Below are 17,954 nucleotides of genomic sequence, written 5' to 3' on the forward strand. Positions count from 1 at the left end.
TCTGTCACCATCCTTACTATACCAGTTGCAACTAAGAGGTTTTTTTTAAAATGGAAAGTTCGTTTACTCCCATTGAACAGATGCTGAACATCCGTGCTAACCGCCATAAAGATTTTCCGTTGCAGGAAATCATCCTGACTCGTCTGTGCATGCATATGCAGGGAAAACTGCTGGATAACCGCAACAAGATGTTGAAGGCGCAGGGAATTAACGAGACCTTATTCATGGCGCTGATCACACTTGATGCGCAGGAAAACCAGAGTATCCAGCCATCAGAACTGAGTTCTGCGCTGGGTTCTTCACGCACTAATGCAACGCGTATTGCCGATGAGCTGGAAAAACGTGGTTGGATCGAGCGCCGTGAGAGTGAGAACGACCGTCGCTGCCTGCATCTGCATCTGACTGAAAAAGGTAATGAATTCTTACGTCTTCTGTTACCACCACAGCATCAGAGCCTGCAGTACCTGTGGTCTTCGCTCTCTACCTCTGAGCAGGATCAGCTGGAAGCCATCACGCGCAAGCTGCTTAACCGCCTCGATAAAATGGACGAAGATCAGGTTATCTCTTCCCTGTCGCGTTAATAGCAAGAAGTGCGACACAATCACCTTCCGAAATCGCTATTTTAATTCCCTTTTATCCGGCCAGCGTCTAAAGCGCTGGCTTTTTCGACTCGGGCATCCGTGTTGATGGACCGACACATCCCGACCAAATGGAAAACGTGGAGAACAACATGAGTGCGACAGCGGAAGCCCAAAGCCCGCAACAGCCAGCGAATAAAAAGAAGAAGCGCAAAGGTGTGCTGATCCTGCTGGCTATCGTGTTTGTACTGATTGGCGTGGCGTATCTGGCTTACTGGTATTTGGTGCTGCGCCATTTCCAGGAAACCGATGATGCGTATGTGGCAGGTAACCAGGTGCAGGTGATGGCACAGGTTTCCGGCAGCGTGAATAAAGTGTGGTTCGATGACACTGACTTCGTGAAAAAAGGCGACATTCTGGTGTCGCTGGACAAAACCGATGCAGAGCAGGCGTTTGAAAAAGCACAGACTGCGCTGGCCACCAGCGTGCGTCAAACCCATCAGCTGATGATCAATGGCAAGCAGTATCAGGCCACCATCAAGCTGCAGCAAACCGCGCTGGATCAGGCTGAAGCTGACCTGAAACGTCGTGAGCCGCTGGGTGCCTCAAATCTGATTGGTCGTGAAGAGCTGCAGCACTCGCGTGATGCGGTTGCGACAGCGAAAGCGCAGTTGGATGTCGCGGTGCAACAGTACAACGCGAATCAGGCGATGATCCTGAAGACCGACCTGGAAGAACAACCGGCCGTCAAACAGAGTGCAGCTGAACTGCGTGATGCCTGGCTGGCACTGCAGCGCACCGATATCCGTAGCCCAATGGACGGATATGTGTCGCGCCGCAATGTGCAAGTGGGTTCGCAAATCGCCACCACCACGCCGCTGCTGGCCGTTGTTCCGGCGACAAACCTGTGGATTGACGCCAACTTCAAAGAAACTCAGCTTTCCGGCGTGCGCATTGGCCAGTCTGCCACCGTGATCAGCGATATTTACGGTGCTGACGTGGAGTATCACGGCAAAGTGGTGGGTCTGGATATGGGTACCGGCAGCGCCTTCTCTCTGCTGCCGGCGCAGAATGCCACCGGTAACTGGATCAAAGTGGTTCAGCGTTTACCGGTACGTATTGAACTGGATCCAAAACAAGTGGCCGAACATCCGCTGCGTATTGGTCTCTCCACGTTAGTGAAAGTGGATACCCAGAACAAAGACGGTGCCACGCTGGCCAGTAGCGTACGCCCACAAGCGGCTTATGAAAGTAACGCATTGGCAATCGACCTCGCGCCGGTTAACAAGCTGATTACTGACATCGTTCGTGCCAACGCCGACTAATTCCGCGGGAGGCTGTCATGGCACAAAAACCGCTTGAGGGTGCGCCGTTAGTCCTGATGACCATCGCCTTATCACTGGCGACGTTTATGCAGGTACTCGACTCCACCATTGCTAACGTGGCGATCCCGACGATCGCCGGTAACCTCGGTGCCTCGAATTCGCAGGGCACCTGGGTGATCACCTCTTTCGGGGTGGCAAACGCCATCTCGATCCCGATTACCGGTTGGTTAGCCAAACGCATCGGGGAAGTGAAGCTCTTTACCTGGTCGACCATTCTGTTCGTGCTGGCCTCATGGGCCTGCGGCATGTCAGAAAGCCTTGAGATGCTGATCTTCTTCCGCATCATTCAAGGTGTGGTGGCCGGTCCGCTGATTCCGCTGTCACAGAGTTTACTGCTCAACAACTATCCTCCGGCGAAGCGCAGCGTGGCGCTCTCGCTGTGGGCGATGACGGTGATCGTGGCACCGATCTGCGGTCCGATTCTGGGTGGCTGGATCAGTGATAACTATCACTGGGGTTGGATCTTCTTTATCAACGTGCCGATTGGGGTTGTGGTTGTAGCCCTGACCTTGCAGACCCTCCGGGGACGTGAAACCAAAACGGAAATCCGCCCGATTGATATGGTGGGCTTAGTGTTACTGGTGGTGGGCATTGGTTCACTGCAGGTGATGCTGGATCGGGGTAAGGAGCTGGATTGGTTCAGCTCTACAGAGATTATCGTTCTCACTGTGGTGGCGGTGACGGCCCTGGTGGTGCTACTGGTGTGGGAGTTGACCGACGATCACCCTATCGTCGATCTGTCGCTATTTAAAAAGCGCAACTTCACCATAGGTTGTTTATCAATAAGCCTGGCCTACATGCTCTACTTCGGCTCCATTGTTTTGCTGCCGCAGCTATTGCAGGAGGTATACGGCTACACTGCCACCTGGGCCGGATTGGCATCCGCGCCGGTGGGGATTATTCCGGTGATCCTGTCGCCAATCATTGGCCGCTTCGCCCACAAGCTGGATATGCGGCGGTTGGTGACCTTCAGCTTTATCATGTATGCGGTGTGCTTCTACTGGCGCGCCTACACGTTTGAGCCGGGGATGGATTTTGGCGCATCGGCGTGGCCGCAGTTTATCCAGGGCTTTGCCGTGGCCTGCTTCTTTATGCCACTGACCACCATTACGCTGTCGGGTTTACCGCCTGAGCGTATGGCGGCGGCATCAAGCTTGTCGAACTTTGTGCGTACGCTGGCGGGTTCTATCGGGACCTCGATCACCACCACCATGTGGACTGACCGCGAATCGATGCACCACAGTTATTTGTCTGAATCGGTGAACCCGTTCAATTCCAATTCGCAGCAGATGTATGATCAACTGCAAAGCATGGGCATGACGCAGCAGCAGGCATCCGCTTATATCGCGCAGCAAATTACTAATCAGGGCCTGATTATCTCGGCGAACGAGATCTTCTGGGCATCGGCGGGGGTGTTTTTAATCCTGCTGGTCTTGGTGTGGTTTGCTCGTCCACCATTTGGTGCGGGCGGTGGCGGCGGTGGCGCGCACTAAACAGTAGATACAAAAACGGGCCTTTCGGCCCGTTTTCATTTATGCGTTCTGACGCCACCATTCGGCGAGCAAAATGCCGGTTGCAACGGAGACGTTAAGACTCTCAACATTGCCAGTACCACCAATCGACAGGCTGATATCGCCCTGCTGGAAGGCGCTGTCGGACAGACCTTCACGCTCTTGTCCCAGTACCAGGACCATTTTGGCTGGCAACTCGGCTTTCGCCAGCGGCGTGCCTTCATGGCTGGAGGTGGTCACGATGGTGTAACCCGCTTTGCGGAAGGCTTCAAGACCGCTGGCAAAGCTTTCACCACTGATCGCCTGCACGTGCTCTGCGCCGCCTTCTGCGGTACGCACTGCCGCGCCCGACTCCAGCAGTGAAGCATCATTCACCAGCAAACCTTTCACACCGAAGTGTGCGCAGCTACGCATGATGCCGCCGAGGTTGTGCGGGTTGCTCACATCTTCCAGTGCCAGCACGCAATCTTTGGTATCGGCTTTTTTCAGCCACTCGGACACTTCCATGCCCATGCGCTTCTTAATAATGAAGCACACGCCGCCATGGTGTTCGGTGCCTGACGCTTTGGTCAGCTCGGCATCCTCCACCACGTGGTAGGCTTTACGGTTTGCCGCTAACCAACGCAGGGTTTCGCGGAAGCGTGGCGTGACGCTCTGGACAAACCAGGCGCGCACGATGCTTTCCGGACGGCTGGCGAACAGCGCCTGGCAGGCATTTTCACCGTAAACGCGCGTCTCTTCCTGACGCTGACGGCGAATTTGTTCCGGGTCGATCACCGGCTTGTTGCTTGCCTCATCATCAACCTGGCTGTCATCAGCCACTGGCGGACGAGAAACGGTGCGCCATGGAGAATCACCGAAGCTGCGGTTGTCATCAGCACGATTGTCTCGACCACCAAAGCTGCGACCGCGATCTGCATTGCGTGCATCACGTGCCGGGGTACCACGACCCGCACCGTCACCACGTGCGCCACCGCTACGGCCACCTTCTTCATTACGTGCACTGCGAGGACCAGAACGACGATTATCTTCCTGGCGCGCAGCAGGACGGCCGCCTTTGCCGGTACGGGGATTTGGCTTCTGACCGCCATCCTCATCACGTACATACATCACTTTTACCTTGCCGCTTTTGCCTTTAAATTCGTCGTTCATTTGTTCCTCCTGCATTGAGAGCGCGAAGATTACCTGATGTGTAGGTGCTTAGCTATCAACTATTGAACCTATTGGGCAATCCAGATTGAGCATAGCACTCAACCTTTTCATAATGTTCGGCAATCATCATATTTACAGGTCCGGTTAGAGGTGACGATGAATACTGTATGTGCCTCCTGTCAGGCAACCAACCGCGTTCCAGAAGCGCGTATCGCCGATGGCGCCAAGTGTGGCCGCTGCGGCGACGAGTTATTTAACGGTGAAGTGGTGAATGCCACTGCTGCCACCCTGGATAAATATTTGCAGGACGATTTACCCGTGGTCATCGACTTCTGGGCGCCCTGGTGTGGTCCGTGCGTCAACTTCGCGCCGGTGTTTAAAGACGTTGCCGATGAGCGTCGCGGGAAAGTGCGCTTTGTGAAGGTGAATACTGAGGCCGAACCAGCACTCAGTTCTCGCTTCCGCATTCGCAGTATTCCTACCATTATGCTGTTTAAAAACGGCGAGATGGTCGACATGCTCAATGGCGCAATGCCTAAAGCGCCCTTCAATGAGTGGCTCGACGAATCACTGTAGTCATTAAGGCCAGCCGCGTGCTGGCCTTGTGGTTTGCCTTACATTAAAATGGCGTTTTTTCCTGCCTGCGATTCTATGTCTGAAAATGCCGTCCTGCGCTTACGTGCGCAACGTTTAGCGCGCGCCACGCGTCCGTTTCTTGCCCGCGGTAACCGAGTCGTGCGCTGCCAGCGTTGTCTTCTGCCGCAAAAAAACTGCCTGTGCGCGACCTTGCAACCGCAGCAAGCACGCAGCCGTTTTTGCCTGGTGATGTTCGATACCGAACCGATGAAACCCAGCAACACTGGACGACTGATCGCCGATATCCTGCCTGATACGCTGGCGTTTGGCTGGTCACGCACTGAACCTGATGAAGCGATGCTGGCCGCAGTGAAAACTGCCGACTATCAGCCACTGGTGGTGTTCCCGGGTTCGTACGCCGATGCGGGCCGTGAAGTGCTCACCACGCCACCGCTCACCGGAAAACCGCCGCTGTTTATTATGCTGGATGGAACCTGGACCGAAGCGCGCAAGATGTTTCGCAAAAGTCCCTGGCTGGATGCTTTCCCGGTGATGTCACTTAATGTCTCGACGCCGTCACGCTACACGCTGCGTGAAGCGCATGGCGAGGGTCAGCACTGTACCGCCGAAGTGGCCGCCGCGCTGCTGGAGCAGGCTGGCGATGTCGAGGCAGCCAGTGCGCTGCAGCAGCATTTTGAGCATTTCCGCCACGCTTATCTGGCAGGGAAACCGCATCATCCTGTGCATTACCGCGAAGCCATAACAGATAGCGAAATCTAAACCCTGCGATCGGCGAATCGGCAAGCAGAGTAAAAAGCGTTTACAATCATGCCAATCTTGATGTCGGGAGTGGATGATGAGCCAACGCGGACTGGAAGCACTGTTACGACCTAAATCAATTGCGGTAATTGGCGCGTCCGTTACACCAGGGCGCGCCGGCTACTTTATGATGCGTAATTTGCTGGCTGGCGGGTTTAATGGTCCCGTGCTGCCGGTGACGCCGAAGTATAAAGCCGTGAGCGGCGTACTCGCCTGGCCAGATATTGCCAGCCTGCCCTTCGCGCCCGATCTCGCCATTATTTGTACTCACGCCAAACGAAATTTGGATCTGCTGCAACAGCTGGGTGAAAAAGGCTGCAAAGCCTGCATCATTCTTTCCGCGCCAGCCAGTCAGTTGGAAGAGTTGAAGGCCTGTGCCAGCCAGTGGCAAATTCGCCTGCTCGGCCCGAACAGTTTGGGATTGCTGGCACCCTGGCAAGGATTGAACGCCAGTTTCTCGCCGGTGCCTATCGCCAAAGGGCGCATTGCCTTTATTTCTCAATCCGCGGCCGTTTCCAATACCATTCTCGATTGGGCACAACAACGCAATCTCGGCTTCTCCTGGTTTATCGCATTGGGCGATAGCCTGGATATTGATGTCGATGACCTGCTGGATTTCCTGGCGCGCGACGGCAAAACCAGCGCCATCCTGCTCTATCTGGAACACCTCAGCGATGCACGCCGCTTTGTTTCGGCCTCACGTAGCGCCTCACGCAATAAACCGATTCTGGTAATCAAAAGCGGTCGCAGCCATCAGGCACAGGCGATGATCGGTACACTCAGCGGGCTGGATGCGGCATGGGATGCCGCGATCCAACGCGCGGGGTTGCTGCGCGTGCAGGATACTCATGAGCTGTTTTCAGCGGTGGAATCGCTGAGCCATATGCGCCCCCTGCGCGGGGACCGTTTGATGATCATCAGCAACGGCGCCGCTCCGGCCGCATTGGCGCTGGATGAGCTGTATGCCCGCAACGGCAAGCTGGCCACGCTCAGTGATGAGACGTTAATGGCGCTCGCTGCGTTATTGCCAGAGGGCGTCGGGCGCGGTAATCCGCTGGATTTAAAGGATGACGCCACCCCGTCTCGCTACGTTGCCTGCATTGAGCAGCTGCTGAATAGCCATGAACTGGATGCCTTAATGATCATCCATGCTCCCAGCGCCGTATCTCCTGCCAGCGAAACGGCTGAGCAAATTATTGCGGCGGTGGCGAAACACCCTCGCGGAAAACAGGTGACGCTATTAACAAACTGGTGCGGTGAATACTCCTCACAAGTAGCGCGTCGCGCTTTCACTCAAGCTGGAATCCCCACCTGGCGTACACCGGAAGGCACTGTGACCGCGTTTATGCACCAGGTCGAATATCGCCGTAACCAGAAGCAACTGCGTGAAACCCCCGCCTTGCCCATTGGTCTGACGCAAAATAGCGCGCAGGCGCACCAGCTGATTCAACAAGCGCTGGATCAGGGGATCAACACGCTGGATACCCACGAAGTGCAGCCGGTGTTGCAAGCATATGGTTTGTCTACGCTGCCCACCTGGATTGCAGGTGACAGTCGTGAGGCCGCCACTATCGCCGATCAGATTGGCTATCCGGTGGCGCTCAAGCTGCGATCGCCGGATATTCCACACAAATCTGAAGTTCAAGGCGTGATGCTGTATCTGCGCAGTCGAGAGGAGGTTGAGCAAGCTGCTGAAGCGATATTTGATCGCGTGCGCCACACCCATCCGCAAGCCCGAATTGATGGATTGCTGGTACAAAGCATGGCGAATCGCGCAGGTGCGCAGGAATTACGCGTGGTGGTGGAACAAGATCCGCTGTTTGGTCCGATCATTATGTTGGGTGAAGGCGGCGTAGAGTGGCAGGCTGACAAACAGGCGGCTGTCGCACTGCCGCCGCTCAACATGACGCTGGCACGCTATCTGGTGATTCAGGCGATGAAGAGCGGTAAAGTTCGCAGCCGCAGCGCGTTGCGTCCACTCGATATTGCCGGCCTGAGTCAACTGTTGGTGCAGGTTTCAAACCTGGTGGTGGATTGCCCGGAGATTCAGCGGCTTGATATTCACCCGTTGCTGGCATCAGCTAACAAGTTCACCTTGCTGGATGTCACACTGCAACTTGCACCATTTACTGGTGATAACGAAGCGCGCCTGGCGATTCGCCCTTACCCGCACCACCTTGAAGAGCGGGTACAACTGAAAGATGGTCAGTATTGCCTGTTCCGCCCAATTTTGCCCGAAGATGAACCACAGTTGCGCGCGTTTATCGCTCAGGTAACGAAGGAAGACCTCTATTACCGTTATTTCAGCGAAATCAATGAGTTTACCCATGAAGATCTCGCCAACATGACCCAAATTGATTATGACCGTGAAATGGCGATTGTTGCCGTGCGGCAGCATGAGGGTAAAGACGAGATTATTGGTGTCACGCGTGCGATTTCAGATGCTGATAATATTGATGCGGAATTTTCGGTGCTGGTACGTTCTGATCTGAAAGGACTTGGGATGGGCAGACGTTTGCTGGAAAAGATGATCCGCTATACGCGCGATCATGGTCTGCAACAATTGAACGGTATCACCATGCCACACAACACGGGCATGATTACACTGGCTCGAAAACTGAATTTTCGTGTGAATATTCAATTGGATGATGGCATTGTCAGTCTGAATTTATCGCTCGGTGAGGGGTGATGATATCCTGTACAGAAAGGTAAAAATCCTCCTTATCAGGCCGGTTGGTGTTATTATTTACCGTTAGGATCATGATTTGATGGCAAAAGGCCATGCAATGAACAGAGAAGAAGTGCACTGTGATGTTGTCTAAATTTAAACGCAATAAACACCAACAACACCTCGCACAGCTGCCTAAACTGTCACAATCCGTGTCGGATGTGACCACGCTATACTCGCCTGCCGAGTTCCGTGAAACCCTGCTGACGAAAATTGCGGCTGCTGAGAAACGCATCTGCATACCCGCGCTCTATCTTGAGAACGATGACGGCGGGCGAGCCATCATGCAGGCCCTATATGCAGCGCGTCAGGTGCGGCCAGAGCTGGATGTCAGTATTCTGGTGGATTGGCATCGCGCGCAGCGTGGTCGAATTGGCGCTGCTCGTGGGCTGACCAACGCTGATTGGTATTGCGAGATGGCGGCACAGCATCCGGACATTGCCATTCCGGTATACGGAATTCCCGTTAATACCCGGGAAGCGCTTGGCGTGCTGCATCTTAAAGGCTTCATCATTGATGACACCTTGCTGTACAGCGGTGCCAGCCTGAATGATGTTTATCTGCATCAGCATGAAAGATATCGCTACGATCGTTACCAGTTGATCCGTAATCCACACCTGGCTGACACCATGTACGCGTGGATTTGCGAAAATCTTAAGCAGTCAGATGCGGTTAATCGCCTCGACCAAAGCGAGCGCCCTTCCAGCCCTGAGATCAAAAACGAGACGCGCCAGTTCCGTCAGGATTTGCGCAGTTTTAACTATCAGTTCGCGGGTAATACCGATAATGAGTCACTGGCGGTCACGCCGCTGGTGGGCCTTGGCAAGCGCAGCCTGCTTAACAAAACCATCTTCCATTTGATGCCTTGCGCCGAGCGTAAACTTACGCTCTGTACGCCTTATTTCAACCTGCCTGCGATCCTGGTGCGTAATCTAATCCATCTGCTGCGTCAGGGGAAAGAAGTGGAGATTATCGTGGGCGATAAAACCGCCAACGATTTCTATATCCCACCTGAGCAGCCGTTTAAGATTATTGGCGCACTGCCCTATTTGTATGAGATCAACCTGCGACGCTTCCTGAGCCGCTTGCAGTATTACGTCAACAATGGGCAGTTGACCGTGCGTCTGTGGAAGGATGGCGAAAACAGTTATCACCTGAAAGGTATCTGGGTTGATGACGAGTGGATGATGATTACCGGCAATAACCTTAATCCACGCGCATGGCGATTGGATTTGGAAAATGCGGTGCTGATCCACGATCCTAAGAATGAGCTGGCCGAGCAGCGCGAGAAAGAGTTAGCGCTGATTCGCGAACATACCACGACGGTTCAACACTTCCGCGAATTAGAAAGCATTTCTGATTACCCAGCAAAAGTCCGTAAGCTAATTCGCCGTCTGCGCCGTATCCGTATTGATCGCTTGATCAGCCGTTTACTGTAGCCAATGCGTGCGCTCATCCTCTGCATGACTTTACTCTGTAGTGGATGTGCGCATGTTGCGCAGGATAACTGGACCGGTAAGGACAAAGCCGAACACTTCTTCTCTTCTGCCGCACTTGCCGCTGCTGGCAGCGAAATATCCCAACATCAACATCAGGGCCGTGGGCAAAACCTACGTTTTGGTTTTTTGTTCTCGCTGAGTTTTGGCGTGGGAAAAGAGTTGTATGACAGCCGCTCTTCGGGGAGCGGCTGGAGCTGGAAAGATCTTAGCTATGATGTGGCTGGAGCCGCGACTGGCGTTGCATTGTGGAATTTGAGCCAGTAATCACAGCGCAATGCCCTTTCCTTTGCGATGCAGCATAAGCGAAATAAGGAATGCTAAAGCTCCCATTGCGGATACATACCAGAAGAAGCTGGTTTCAATTCCCTCTTTCTTCAGCAGCAAAGCGACATATTCTGCCGAGCCACCAAAGATCGCATTAGCCACCGCATAAGATAAGCCAACACCCAGCGCGCGGACTTCCGGTGGGAACATTTCCGCTTTCAGAATGCCACTGATGGCGGTATAGAAGCTGGTGATAATCAGCGCCAGCATGATCAGTGCAAATGCGGCCCAACCGCTTTGCACATTTTGCAGCATCATCAGGATCGGTACGGTACAGATCGCTGCACCCGCGCCGAAGATCATCATCGAGGATCGACGACCGATCTTGTCTGAAAGCGCCCCCACGATCGGCTGAATCAGCATGAACACGAATAATGCGGCTGTCATCAATCCGCTGGCGCTGCGTGCATCCATCCCCGCCGTATTGACCAGATACTTCTGCATATACGTGGTGAAGGTATAAAAACTCAGTGAACCACCGGCAGTAAATCCCAATACCATCAGGAATGCGCGTGAATGATTACGCAGTAAACCCATAACGCTGCCCGCATCCTTATGTTCCCGGTTCTTTTTCTCAGAGGTTTCATTCAGTGAGCGACGCAGCCACAGTGCCACGACTGCCAACACGGCACCGAGGAAGAAGGGAACCCGCCAGCCCCAACTGCGCAATTCTTCGTCACTGAGGAGCTGTTGCAGTACCACTACGGTGAGAACCGCTAATAGCTGCCCGCCAATCAGTGTCACGTACTGGAATGAAGCATAAAAACCTTTGCGGCCCTCTAAGGCGACTTCACTCATGTAAGTGGCGCTGGTCCCGTACTCTCCTCCCACCGATAACCCCTGAAACATACGCGCCAGCAGCAGGATAATCGGTGCCGCAACACCAATTTCACCGTAACCCGGCAAGCAAGCGATCACCAACGATCCCAGACACATCATGCAGACGGAAATCAGCATTGAGTTTTTTCGTCCATGGCGGTCAGCGATATAGCCAAACAGCCAGCCGCCGATGGGACGCATCAGAAATCCAGCGGCAAAAACGCCTGCGGTTTGAAGTAACTGAGTAGTGGTGTCGCCTGTCGGGAAAAACACATGAGCGAAATAGAGTGAGAAAAAGGAGTAAACATAAAAGTCGAACCATTCGACCAGGTTGCCCGATGAGGCACCTACTATCGCCCAGATGCGCTGTTTACTGTCTATCGTTGATTCGGATAGTGCCACTTTTTGTTGTTGTGAGTTGGTCATGTCTTACCTCGTTTCCTTGCGATAAATTAATGCCAAAGGATTGAGTAAAGCATGTAATGGTCTGTTTCGTGAATTGATTCAGGTCTGAGGTTGGAAAATGTGATTAAAAAGGGATTTTAGAGTGAAATTACTGCTGATTTTTTCAACATTGGCTGAAGGATTGTGAGGTGAACCTGTAATCAGAATCGCGCTGCGGAGGCGGGGTGTCACAGGTGAACTTTTGGATTTACTGGATGAATTCATCATCGTTCAGACCAGCGATGTGAAAGTCGCGGTTAATCTTCCGTTTATTGATATTAATCAGACGGTTAACGTGGTTGACTTTGTCGAAAACTGGCTGAAAACGAGTCGGTAATGGGGGAGATTTTTGCCGGGCTGGCTGAATTTCAGGCGTCATAACCCCTGACTTCAGACGTAAAAAAACCCTGAACTACTGTTCAGGGCTTCTTCACTTAATTGATGCCTGGCAGTTCCCTACTCTCGCATGGGGAGACCCCACACTACCATCGGCGCTACGGCGTTTCACTTCTGAGTTCGGCATGGGGTCAGGTGGGACCACCGCGCTAAAGCCGCCAGGCAAATTCTGTTTCATCCGCGCCGTTACTTCCGTAACCACGCGAACCAATCTCTGAACAAGCTGAAAATCTACTGCGTCTTCTCAAAAACGCCTCTGGCGTTGTAAGGTTAAGCCTCACGGGTCATTAGTACCGGTTAGCTCAATGCATCGCTGCACTTACACATCCGGCCTATCAACGTCGTAGTCTTCAACGTCCCTTCAGGACTCTCAAGGAGTCAGGGAGAACTCATCTCGGGGCAAGTTTCGTGCTTAGATGCTTTCAGCACTTATCTTTTCCGCACTTAGCTACCGGGCAATGCCATTGGCATGACAACCCGAACACCAGTGGTGCGTTCACTCCGGTCCTCTCGTACTAGGAGCAACCCCCCTCAATTCTCCAGCGCCCACGGCAGATAGGGACCGAACTGTCTCACGACGTTCTAAACCCAGCTCGCGTACCACTTTAAACGGCGAACAGCCGTACCCTTGGGACCTACTTCAGCCCCAGGATGTGATGAGCCGACATCGAGGTGCCAAACACCGCCGTCGATATGAACTCTTGGGCGGTATCAGCCTGTTATCCCCGGAGTACCTTTTATCCGTTGAGCGATGGCCCTTCCATTCAGAACCACCGGATCACTATGACCTGCTTTCGCACCTGCTCGAGCCGTCACTCTCGCAGTCAAGCTGGCTTATGCCATTGCACTAACCTCCTGATGTCCGACCAGGATTAGCCAACCTTCGTGCTCCTCCGTTACTCTTTAGGAGGAGACCGCCCCAGTCAAACTACCCACCAGACACTGTCCGCAGCCCGGATCACGGGCCTACGTTAGAACATCAAACATTAAAGGGTGGTATTTCAAGGTTGGCTCCACGCAGACTGGCGTCCACGCTTCAAAGCCTCCCACCTATCCTACACATCAAGGCTCAATGTTCAGTGTCAAGCTATAGTAAAGGTTCACGGGGTCTTTCCGTCTTGCCGCGGGTACACTGCATCTTCACAGCGATTTCAATTTCACTGAGTCTCGGGTGGAGACAGCCTGGCCATCATTACGCCATTCGTGCAGGTCGGAACTTACCCGACAAGGAATTTCGCTACCTTAGGACCGTTATAGTTACGGCCGCCGTTTACCGGGGCTTCGATCAAGAGCTTCTCCTTGCGGATAACCCCATCAATTAACCTTCCGGCACCGGGCAGGCGTCACACCGTATACGTCCACTTTCGTGTTTGCACAGTGCTGTGTTTTTAATAAACAGTTGCAGCCAGCTGGTATCTTCGACTGGCTTCAGCTCGGGGAGCAAGTCCCTTCACCTACGCGCCAGCGTGCCTTCTCCCGAAGTTACGGCACCATTTTGCCTAGTTCCTTCACCCGAGTTCTCTCAAGCGCCTTGGTATTCTCTACCTGACCACCTGTGTCGGTTTGGGGTACGATTTCGTGTTACCTGGAGCTTAGAGGCTTTTCCTGGAAGCAGGGCATCAGTTACTTCATCACCGTAGTGACTCGTCATCACACCTCAGCGTTAACAAGAGTCCGGATTTACCTAAACTCTCCGCCTACATGCTTAAACCGGGACAACCGTCGCCCGGATAACCTAGCCTTCTCCGTCCCCCCTTCGCAGTAACACCAAGTGCAGGAATATTAACCTGCTTCCCATCGACTACGCTTTTCAGCCTCGCCTTAGGGGTCGACTCACCCTGCTCCGATTAACGTTGAACAGGAACCCTTGGTCTTCCGGCGAGCGGGCTTTTCACCCGCTTTATCGTTACTTATGTCAGCATTCGCACTTCTGATACCTCCAGCATGCCTCACAGCACACCTTCAACGGCTTACAGAACGCTCCCCTACCCAACAACACATAGTGTCGCTGCCGCAGCTTCGGTGCATGGTTTAGCCCCGTTACATCTTCCGCGCAGGCCGACTCGACCAGTGAGCTATTACGCTTTCTTTAAATGATGGCTGCTTCTAAGCCAACATCCTGGCTGTCTGTGCCTTCCCACATCGTTTCCCACTTAACCATGACTTTGGGACCTTAGCTGGCGGTCTGGGTTGTTTCCCTCTTCACGACGGACGTTAGCACCCGCCGTGTGTCTCCCGTGATAACATTCTTCGGTATTCGCAGTTTGCATCGGGTTGGTAAGCCGGGATGGCCCCCTAGCCGAAACAGTGCTCTACCCCCGAAGATGAGTTCACGAGGCGCTACCTAAATAGCTTTCGGGGAGAACCAGCTATCTCCCGGTTTGATTGGCCTTTCACCCCCAGCCACAAGTCATCCGCTAATTTTTCAACATTAGTCGGTTCGGTCCTCCAGTTAGTGTTACCCAACCTTCAACCTGCCCATGGCTAGATCACCGGGTTTCGGGTCTATACCCTGCAACTTAACGCCCAGTTAAGACTCGGTTTCCCTGCGGCTCCCCTATACGGTTAACCTTGCTACAGAATATAAGTCGCTGACCCATTATACAAAAGGTACGCAGTCACCCCATAAAAGAGGCTCCCACTGCTTGTACGTACACGGTTTCAGGTTCTGTTTCACTCCCCTCGCCGGGGTTCTTTTCGCCTTTCCCTCACGGTACTGGTTCACTATCGGTCAGTCAGGAGTATTTAGCCTTGGAGGATGGTCCCCCCATATTCAGACAGGATACCACGTGTCCCGCCCTACTCTTCGAACTCACAGCAAGTGCATTTTTGTGTACGGGAGTATCACCCTGTACCCTGCGACTTTCCAGACGCTTCCACTAATGCACAAACTGATTCAGGTTCTGGGCTGTTCCCCGTTCGCTCGCCGCTACTGGGGGAATCTCGGTTGATTTCTTTTCCTCTGGGTACTTAGATGTTTCAGTTCCCCAGGTTCGCCTCGCAACACTATGTATTCATGTTGCGATGATGCACAGAGTGCACCGGGTTTCCCCATTCGGACATCGTCGGCTGTAGCGGTTCATATCACCTTACCGACGCTTTACGCAGATTAGCACGTCCTTCATCGCCTCTGACTGCCAGGGCATCCACCGTGTACGCTTAGTCGCTTAACCTCACAACCCACAGGCGTTTTACAACGCTGCAGACTGCAAGCATTTGAGAGACTCGAACACATCGTTTATTCATTCTTATTACGGAGAATGAACGCGACGTGTCGTTTCAATTTTCAGCTTGTTCCGGATTGTTAAAGAGCATAATACTTCGCAGCCTACCGTTGCCGGTCTGCTCTGAAGTATTGTTTTGAGTCACTGTAATGGTGGAGCTAAGCGGGATCGAACCGCTGACCTCCTGCGTGCAAGGCAGGCGCTCTCCCAGCTGAGCTATAGCCCCATACAGTTACTGCAGAGACCACTACTACCACTCACCAGGAGTCCCGTTTTTTGACAAACGGTCATTTCTTTTCAGGCAGGGCAAAGGATCGCGACGTATAGTTCACTATACGAGCGGCGCTTTAACGCAGCATGAGAAGAAATTTGGTAGGCCTGAGTGGACTTGAACCACCGACCTCACCCTTATCAGGGGTGCGCTCTAACCACCTGAGCTACAAGCCTGTAGAGGTTTTTTCTGCTCGTTACTTTTCTATCAGACAATCTGTGTGAGCACTACGCGGGAAGGTATCTTCAGGTAAGGAGGTGATCCAACCGCAGGTTCCCCTACGGTTACCTTGTTACGACTTCACCCCAGTCATGAATCACAAAGTGGTAAGCGCCCTCCCGAAGGTTAAGCTACCTACTTCTTTTGCAACCCACTCCCATGGTGTGACGGGCGGTGTGTACAAGGCCCGGGAACGTATTCACCGTAGCATTCTGATCTACGATTACTAGCGATTCCGACTTCACGGAGTCGAGTTGCAGACTCCGATCCGGACTACGACGCACTTTATGAGGTCCGCTTGCTCTCGCGAGGTCGCTTCTCTTTGTATGCGCCATTGTAGCACGTGTGTAGCCCTACTCGTAAGGGCCATGATGACTTGACGTCATCCCCACCTTCCTCCAGTTTATCACTGGCAGTCTCCTTTGAGTTCCCGGCATAACCCGCTGGCAACAAAGGATAAGGGTTGCGCTCGTTGCGGGACTTAACCCAACATTTCACAACACGAGCTGACGACAGCCATGCAGCACCTGTCTCAGAGTTCCCGAAGGCACCAAAGCATCTCTGCTAAGTTCTCTGGATGTCAAGAGTAGGTAAGGTTCTTCGCGTTGCATCGAATTAAACCACATGCTCCACCGCTTGTGCGGGCCCCCGTCAATTCATTTGAGTTTTAACCTTGCGGCCGTACTCCCCAGGCGGTCGACTTAACGCGTTAGCTCCGGAAGCCACTCCTCAAGGGAACAACCTCCAAGTCGACATCGTTTACGGCGTGGACTACCAGGGTATCTAATCCTGTTTGCTCCCCACGCTTTCGCACCTGAGCGTCAGTCTTTGTCCAGGGGGCCGCCTTCGCCACCGGTATTCCTCCAGATCTCTACGCATTTCACCGCTACACCTGGAATTCTACCCCCCTCTACAAGACTCTAGCCTGCCAGTTTCGAATGCAGTTCCCAGGTTGAGCCCGGGGATTTCACATCCGACTTGACAGACCGCCTGCGTGCGCTTTACGCCCAGTAATTCCGATTAACGCTTGCACCCTCCGTATTACCGCGGCTGCTGGCACGGAGTTAGCCGGTGCTTCTTCTGCGGGTAACGTCAATCGCTAAGGTTATTAACCTTAACGCCTTCCTCCCCACTGAAAGTACTTTACAACCCGAAGGCCTTCTTCATACACGCGGCATGGCTGCATCAGGCTTGCGCCCATTGTGCAATATTCCCCACTGCTGCCTCCCGTAGGAGTCTGGACCGTGTCTCAGTTCCAGTGTGGCTGGTCATCCTCTCAGACCAGCTAGGGATCGTCGCCTAGGTGAGCCATTACCCCACCTACTAGCTAATCCCATCTGGGCACATCCGATGGTGTGAGGCCCGAAGGTCCCCCACTTTGGTCCGAAGACGTTATGCGGTATTAGCTACCGTTTCCAGTAGTTATCCCCCTCCATCGGGCAGTTTCCCAGACATTACTCACCCGTCCGCCACTCGTCACCCAAGGAGCAAGCTCCTCTGTGCTACCGTTCGACTTGCATGTGTTAGGCCTGCCGCCAGCGTTCAATCTGAGCCATGATCAAACTCTTCAATTTAAGTTTGATTTGCTGAAACAAGTTCAGCGATGCTCATCTGTAAAACGTCATAATGAATTTCATTATGTGTTCACTCGTGAGACTTGATATTTTTTACGTCCGGAGACGTTGATATCAATCCTGCGAGTGCCCACACAGATTGTCTGATAAATTGTTAAAGAGCAGTGCAATCAGCGTTTTAACTTGCTGTTGCGAGGTGGCGTATATTACGCCTCTCTCCTTCAGAGTCAAACACTTTTTTCAGCGTTTTATCTGGCGGGGTGAATCTCTTCACTCCCTGCTGAGTCGTCTGCGTTGCCGCTTTGCCGTCTCAGTGGTGGCGCAGTATAGGGATTTCTGATGAGCTGACAAGCGTTAATTTGAAGTTTTTGCACGACCGCTCACTTTTCGGTCGATACGCTGAAATTAACAACGAATTCGCATCAAACAGGCAAA

11 protein-coding genes, 2 tRNA genes and 3 rRNA genes are annotated in these 17,954 nt (G+C 53.2%); 9 read left to right on the top strand and 7 right to left on the bottom strand.

Annotated features, from left to right (window positions below; translation table 11 throughout):
* Positions 1 to 50: 50 nt before the first annotated feature.
* From mprA to emrB, 3 genes are all read left to right on the top strand, one after another.
* Complete coding sequence (mprA, locus tag ACXI0A_RS16790; protein ID WP_224930387.1) at positions 51 to 581, top strand: transcriptional repressor MprA; 531 nt, start codon at positions 51 to 53, stop codon at positions 579 to 581.
* 149 nt (positions 582 to 730) lie between these two features.
* Complete coding sequence (gene emrA / locus ACXI0A_RS16795; protein WP_476147602.1) at positions 731 to 1,903, top strand: multidrug efflux MFS transporter periplasmic adaptor subunit EmrA; 1,173 nt, start codon at positions 731 to 733, stop codon at positions 1,901 to 1,903.
* 17 nt (positions 1,904 to 1,920) lie between these two features.
* Positions 1,921 to 3,456, top strand: coding sequence for a multidrug efflux MFS transporter permease subunit EmrB (gene emrB / locus ACXI0A_RS16800; RefSeq protein ID WP_224930383.1), 1,536 nt, complete (start codon positions 1,921 to 1,923; stop codon positions 3,454 to 3,456).
* A 39-nt stretch (positions 3,457 to 3,495) separates the two neighbouring features.
* On the opposite strand, the gene ACXI0A_RS16805 is transcribed toward emrB, so the two are convergent.
* Positions 3,496 to 4,626, bottom strand: a complete 1,131-nt coding sequence (locus tag ACXI0A_RS16805) for a tRNA/rRNA methyltransferase (RefSeq protein ID WP_224930380.1) — start codon at positions 4,624 to 4,626, stop codon at positions 3,496 to 3,498.
* A gap of 156 nt (positions 4,627 to 4,782) precedes the next feature.
* On the opposite strand from ACXI0A_RS16805, the gene trxC reads away from it, so the two are divergent.
* The 5 genes from trxC to ACXI0A_RS16830 all read left to right on the top strand — a co-directional run bounded on the left by trxC (position 4,783) and on the right by ACXI0A_RS16830 (position 10,512).
* Positions 4,783 to 5,202 (top strand): thioredoxin TrxC, encoded by a 420-nt coding sequence (trxC, locus tag ACXI0A_RS16810; RefSeq protein ID WP_224930378.1) that lies wholly within the window; start codon positions 4,783 to 4,785, stop codon positions 5,200 to 5,202.
* A 75-nt stretch (positions 5,203 to 5,277) separates the two neighbouring features.
* Entirely contained in the window at positions 5,278 to 5,982 is a 705-nt protein-coding gene (locus ACXI0A_RS16815) for a DTW domain-containing protein (RefSeq protein WP_476147599.1), read from the top strand.
* A 76-nt stretch (positions 5,983 to 6,058) separates the two neighbouring features.
* Positions 6,059 to 8,710, top strand: a complete 2,652-nt coding sequence (locus ACXI0A_RS16820; RefSeq protein WP_476151018.1) for a GNAT family N-acetyltransferase — start codon at positions 6,059 to 6,061, stop codon at positions 8,708 to 8,710.
* A gap of 119 nt (positions 8,711 to 8,829) precedes the next feature.
* Positions 8,830 to 10,188, top strand: a complete 1,359-nt coding sequence (gene pssA / locus ACXI0A_RS16825) for a CDP-diacylglycerol--serine O-phosphatidyltransferase (RefSeq protein WP_476147598.1) — start codon at positions 8,830 to 8,832, stop codon at positions 10,186 to 10,188.
* 3 nt (positions 10,189 to 10,191) lie between these two features.
* Positions 10,192 to 10,512: a YfiM family lipoprotein gene (locus ACXI0A_RS16830; RefSeq protein ID WP_200577682.1), complete on the top strand. Its 321-nt coding sequence runs from the start codon at positions 10,192 to 10,194 to the stop codon at positions 10,510 to 10,512.
* On the opposite strand, the gene ACXI0A_RS16835 is transcribed toward ACXI0A_RS16830, so the two are convergent.
* Positions 10,513 to 11,817: an MFS family transporter gene (locus tag ACXI0A_RS16835; RefSeq protein WP_476147597.1), complete on the bottom strand. Its 1,305-nt coding sequence runs from the start codon at positions 11,815 to 11,817 to the stop codon at positions 10,513 to 10,515.
* A 220-nt stretch (positions 11,818 to 12,037) separates the two neighbouring features.
* On the opposite strand from ACXI0A_RS16835, the gene ACXI0A_RS16840 reads away from it, so the two are divergent.
* The gene (locus ACXI0A_RS16840; RefSeq protein ID WP_476147595.1) at positions 12,038 to 12,172 is read left to right on the top strand and encodes a hypothetical protein; all 135 of its coding nucleotides are present in this window, start codon (positions 12,038 to 12,040) and stop codon (positions 12,170 to 12,172) included.
* A 106-nt stretch (positions 12,173 to 12,278) separates the two neighbouring features.
* Here the strand turns inward: ACXI0A_RS16840 and rrf are convergent.
* The 5 genes from rrf to ACXI0A_RS16865 form a co-directional block, all read right to left on the bottom strand.
* Positions 12,279 to 12,394: ribosomal RNA gene (gene rrf, locus ACXI0A_RS16845) — 5S ribosomal RNA — on the bottom strand.
* A gap of 103 nt (positions 12,395 to 12,497) precedes the next feature.
* Positions 12,498 to 15,404: ribosomal RNA gene (locus tag ACXI0A_RS16850) — 23S ribosomal RNA — on the bottom strand.
* 201 nt (positions 15,405 to 15,605) lie between these two features.
* A tRNA-Ala gene (locus tag ACXI0A_RS16855) sits at positions 15,606 to 15,681 on the bottom strand.
* 144 nt (positions 15,682 to 15,825) lie between these two features.
* A tRNA-Ile gene (locus ACXI0A_RS16860) sits at positions 15,826 to 15,902 on the bottom strand.
* Between the two features lie 74 nt (positions 15,903 to 15,976).
* Positions 15,977 to 17,519, bottom strand: a 16S ribosomal RNA gene (locus ACXI0A_RS16865).
* Together the 16S, 23S and 5S rRNA genes with 2 tRNA genes alongside form the textbook arrangement of a ribosomal RNA operon.
* Between the last annotated feature and the right edge of the window lie 435 nt (positions 17,520 to 17,954).

It is taken from the genome of Pantoea sp. C1E2 (assembly GCF_056491465.1).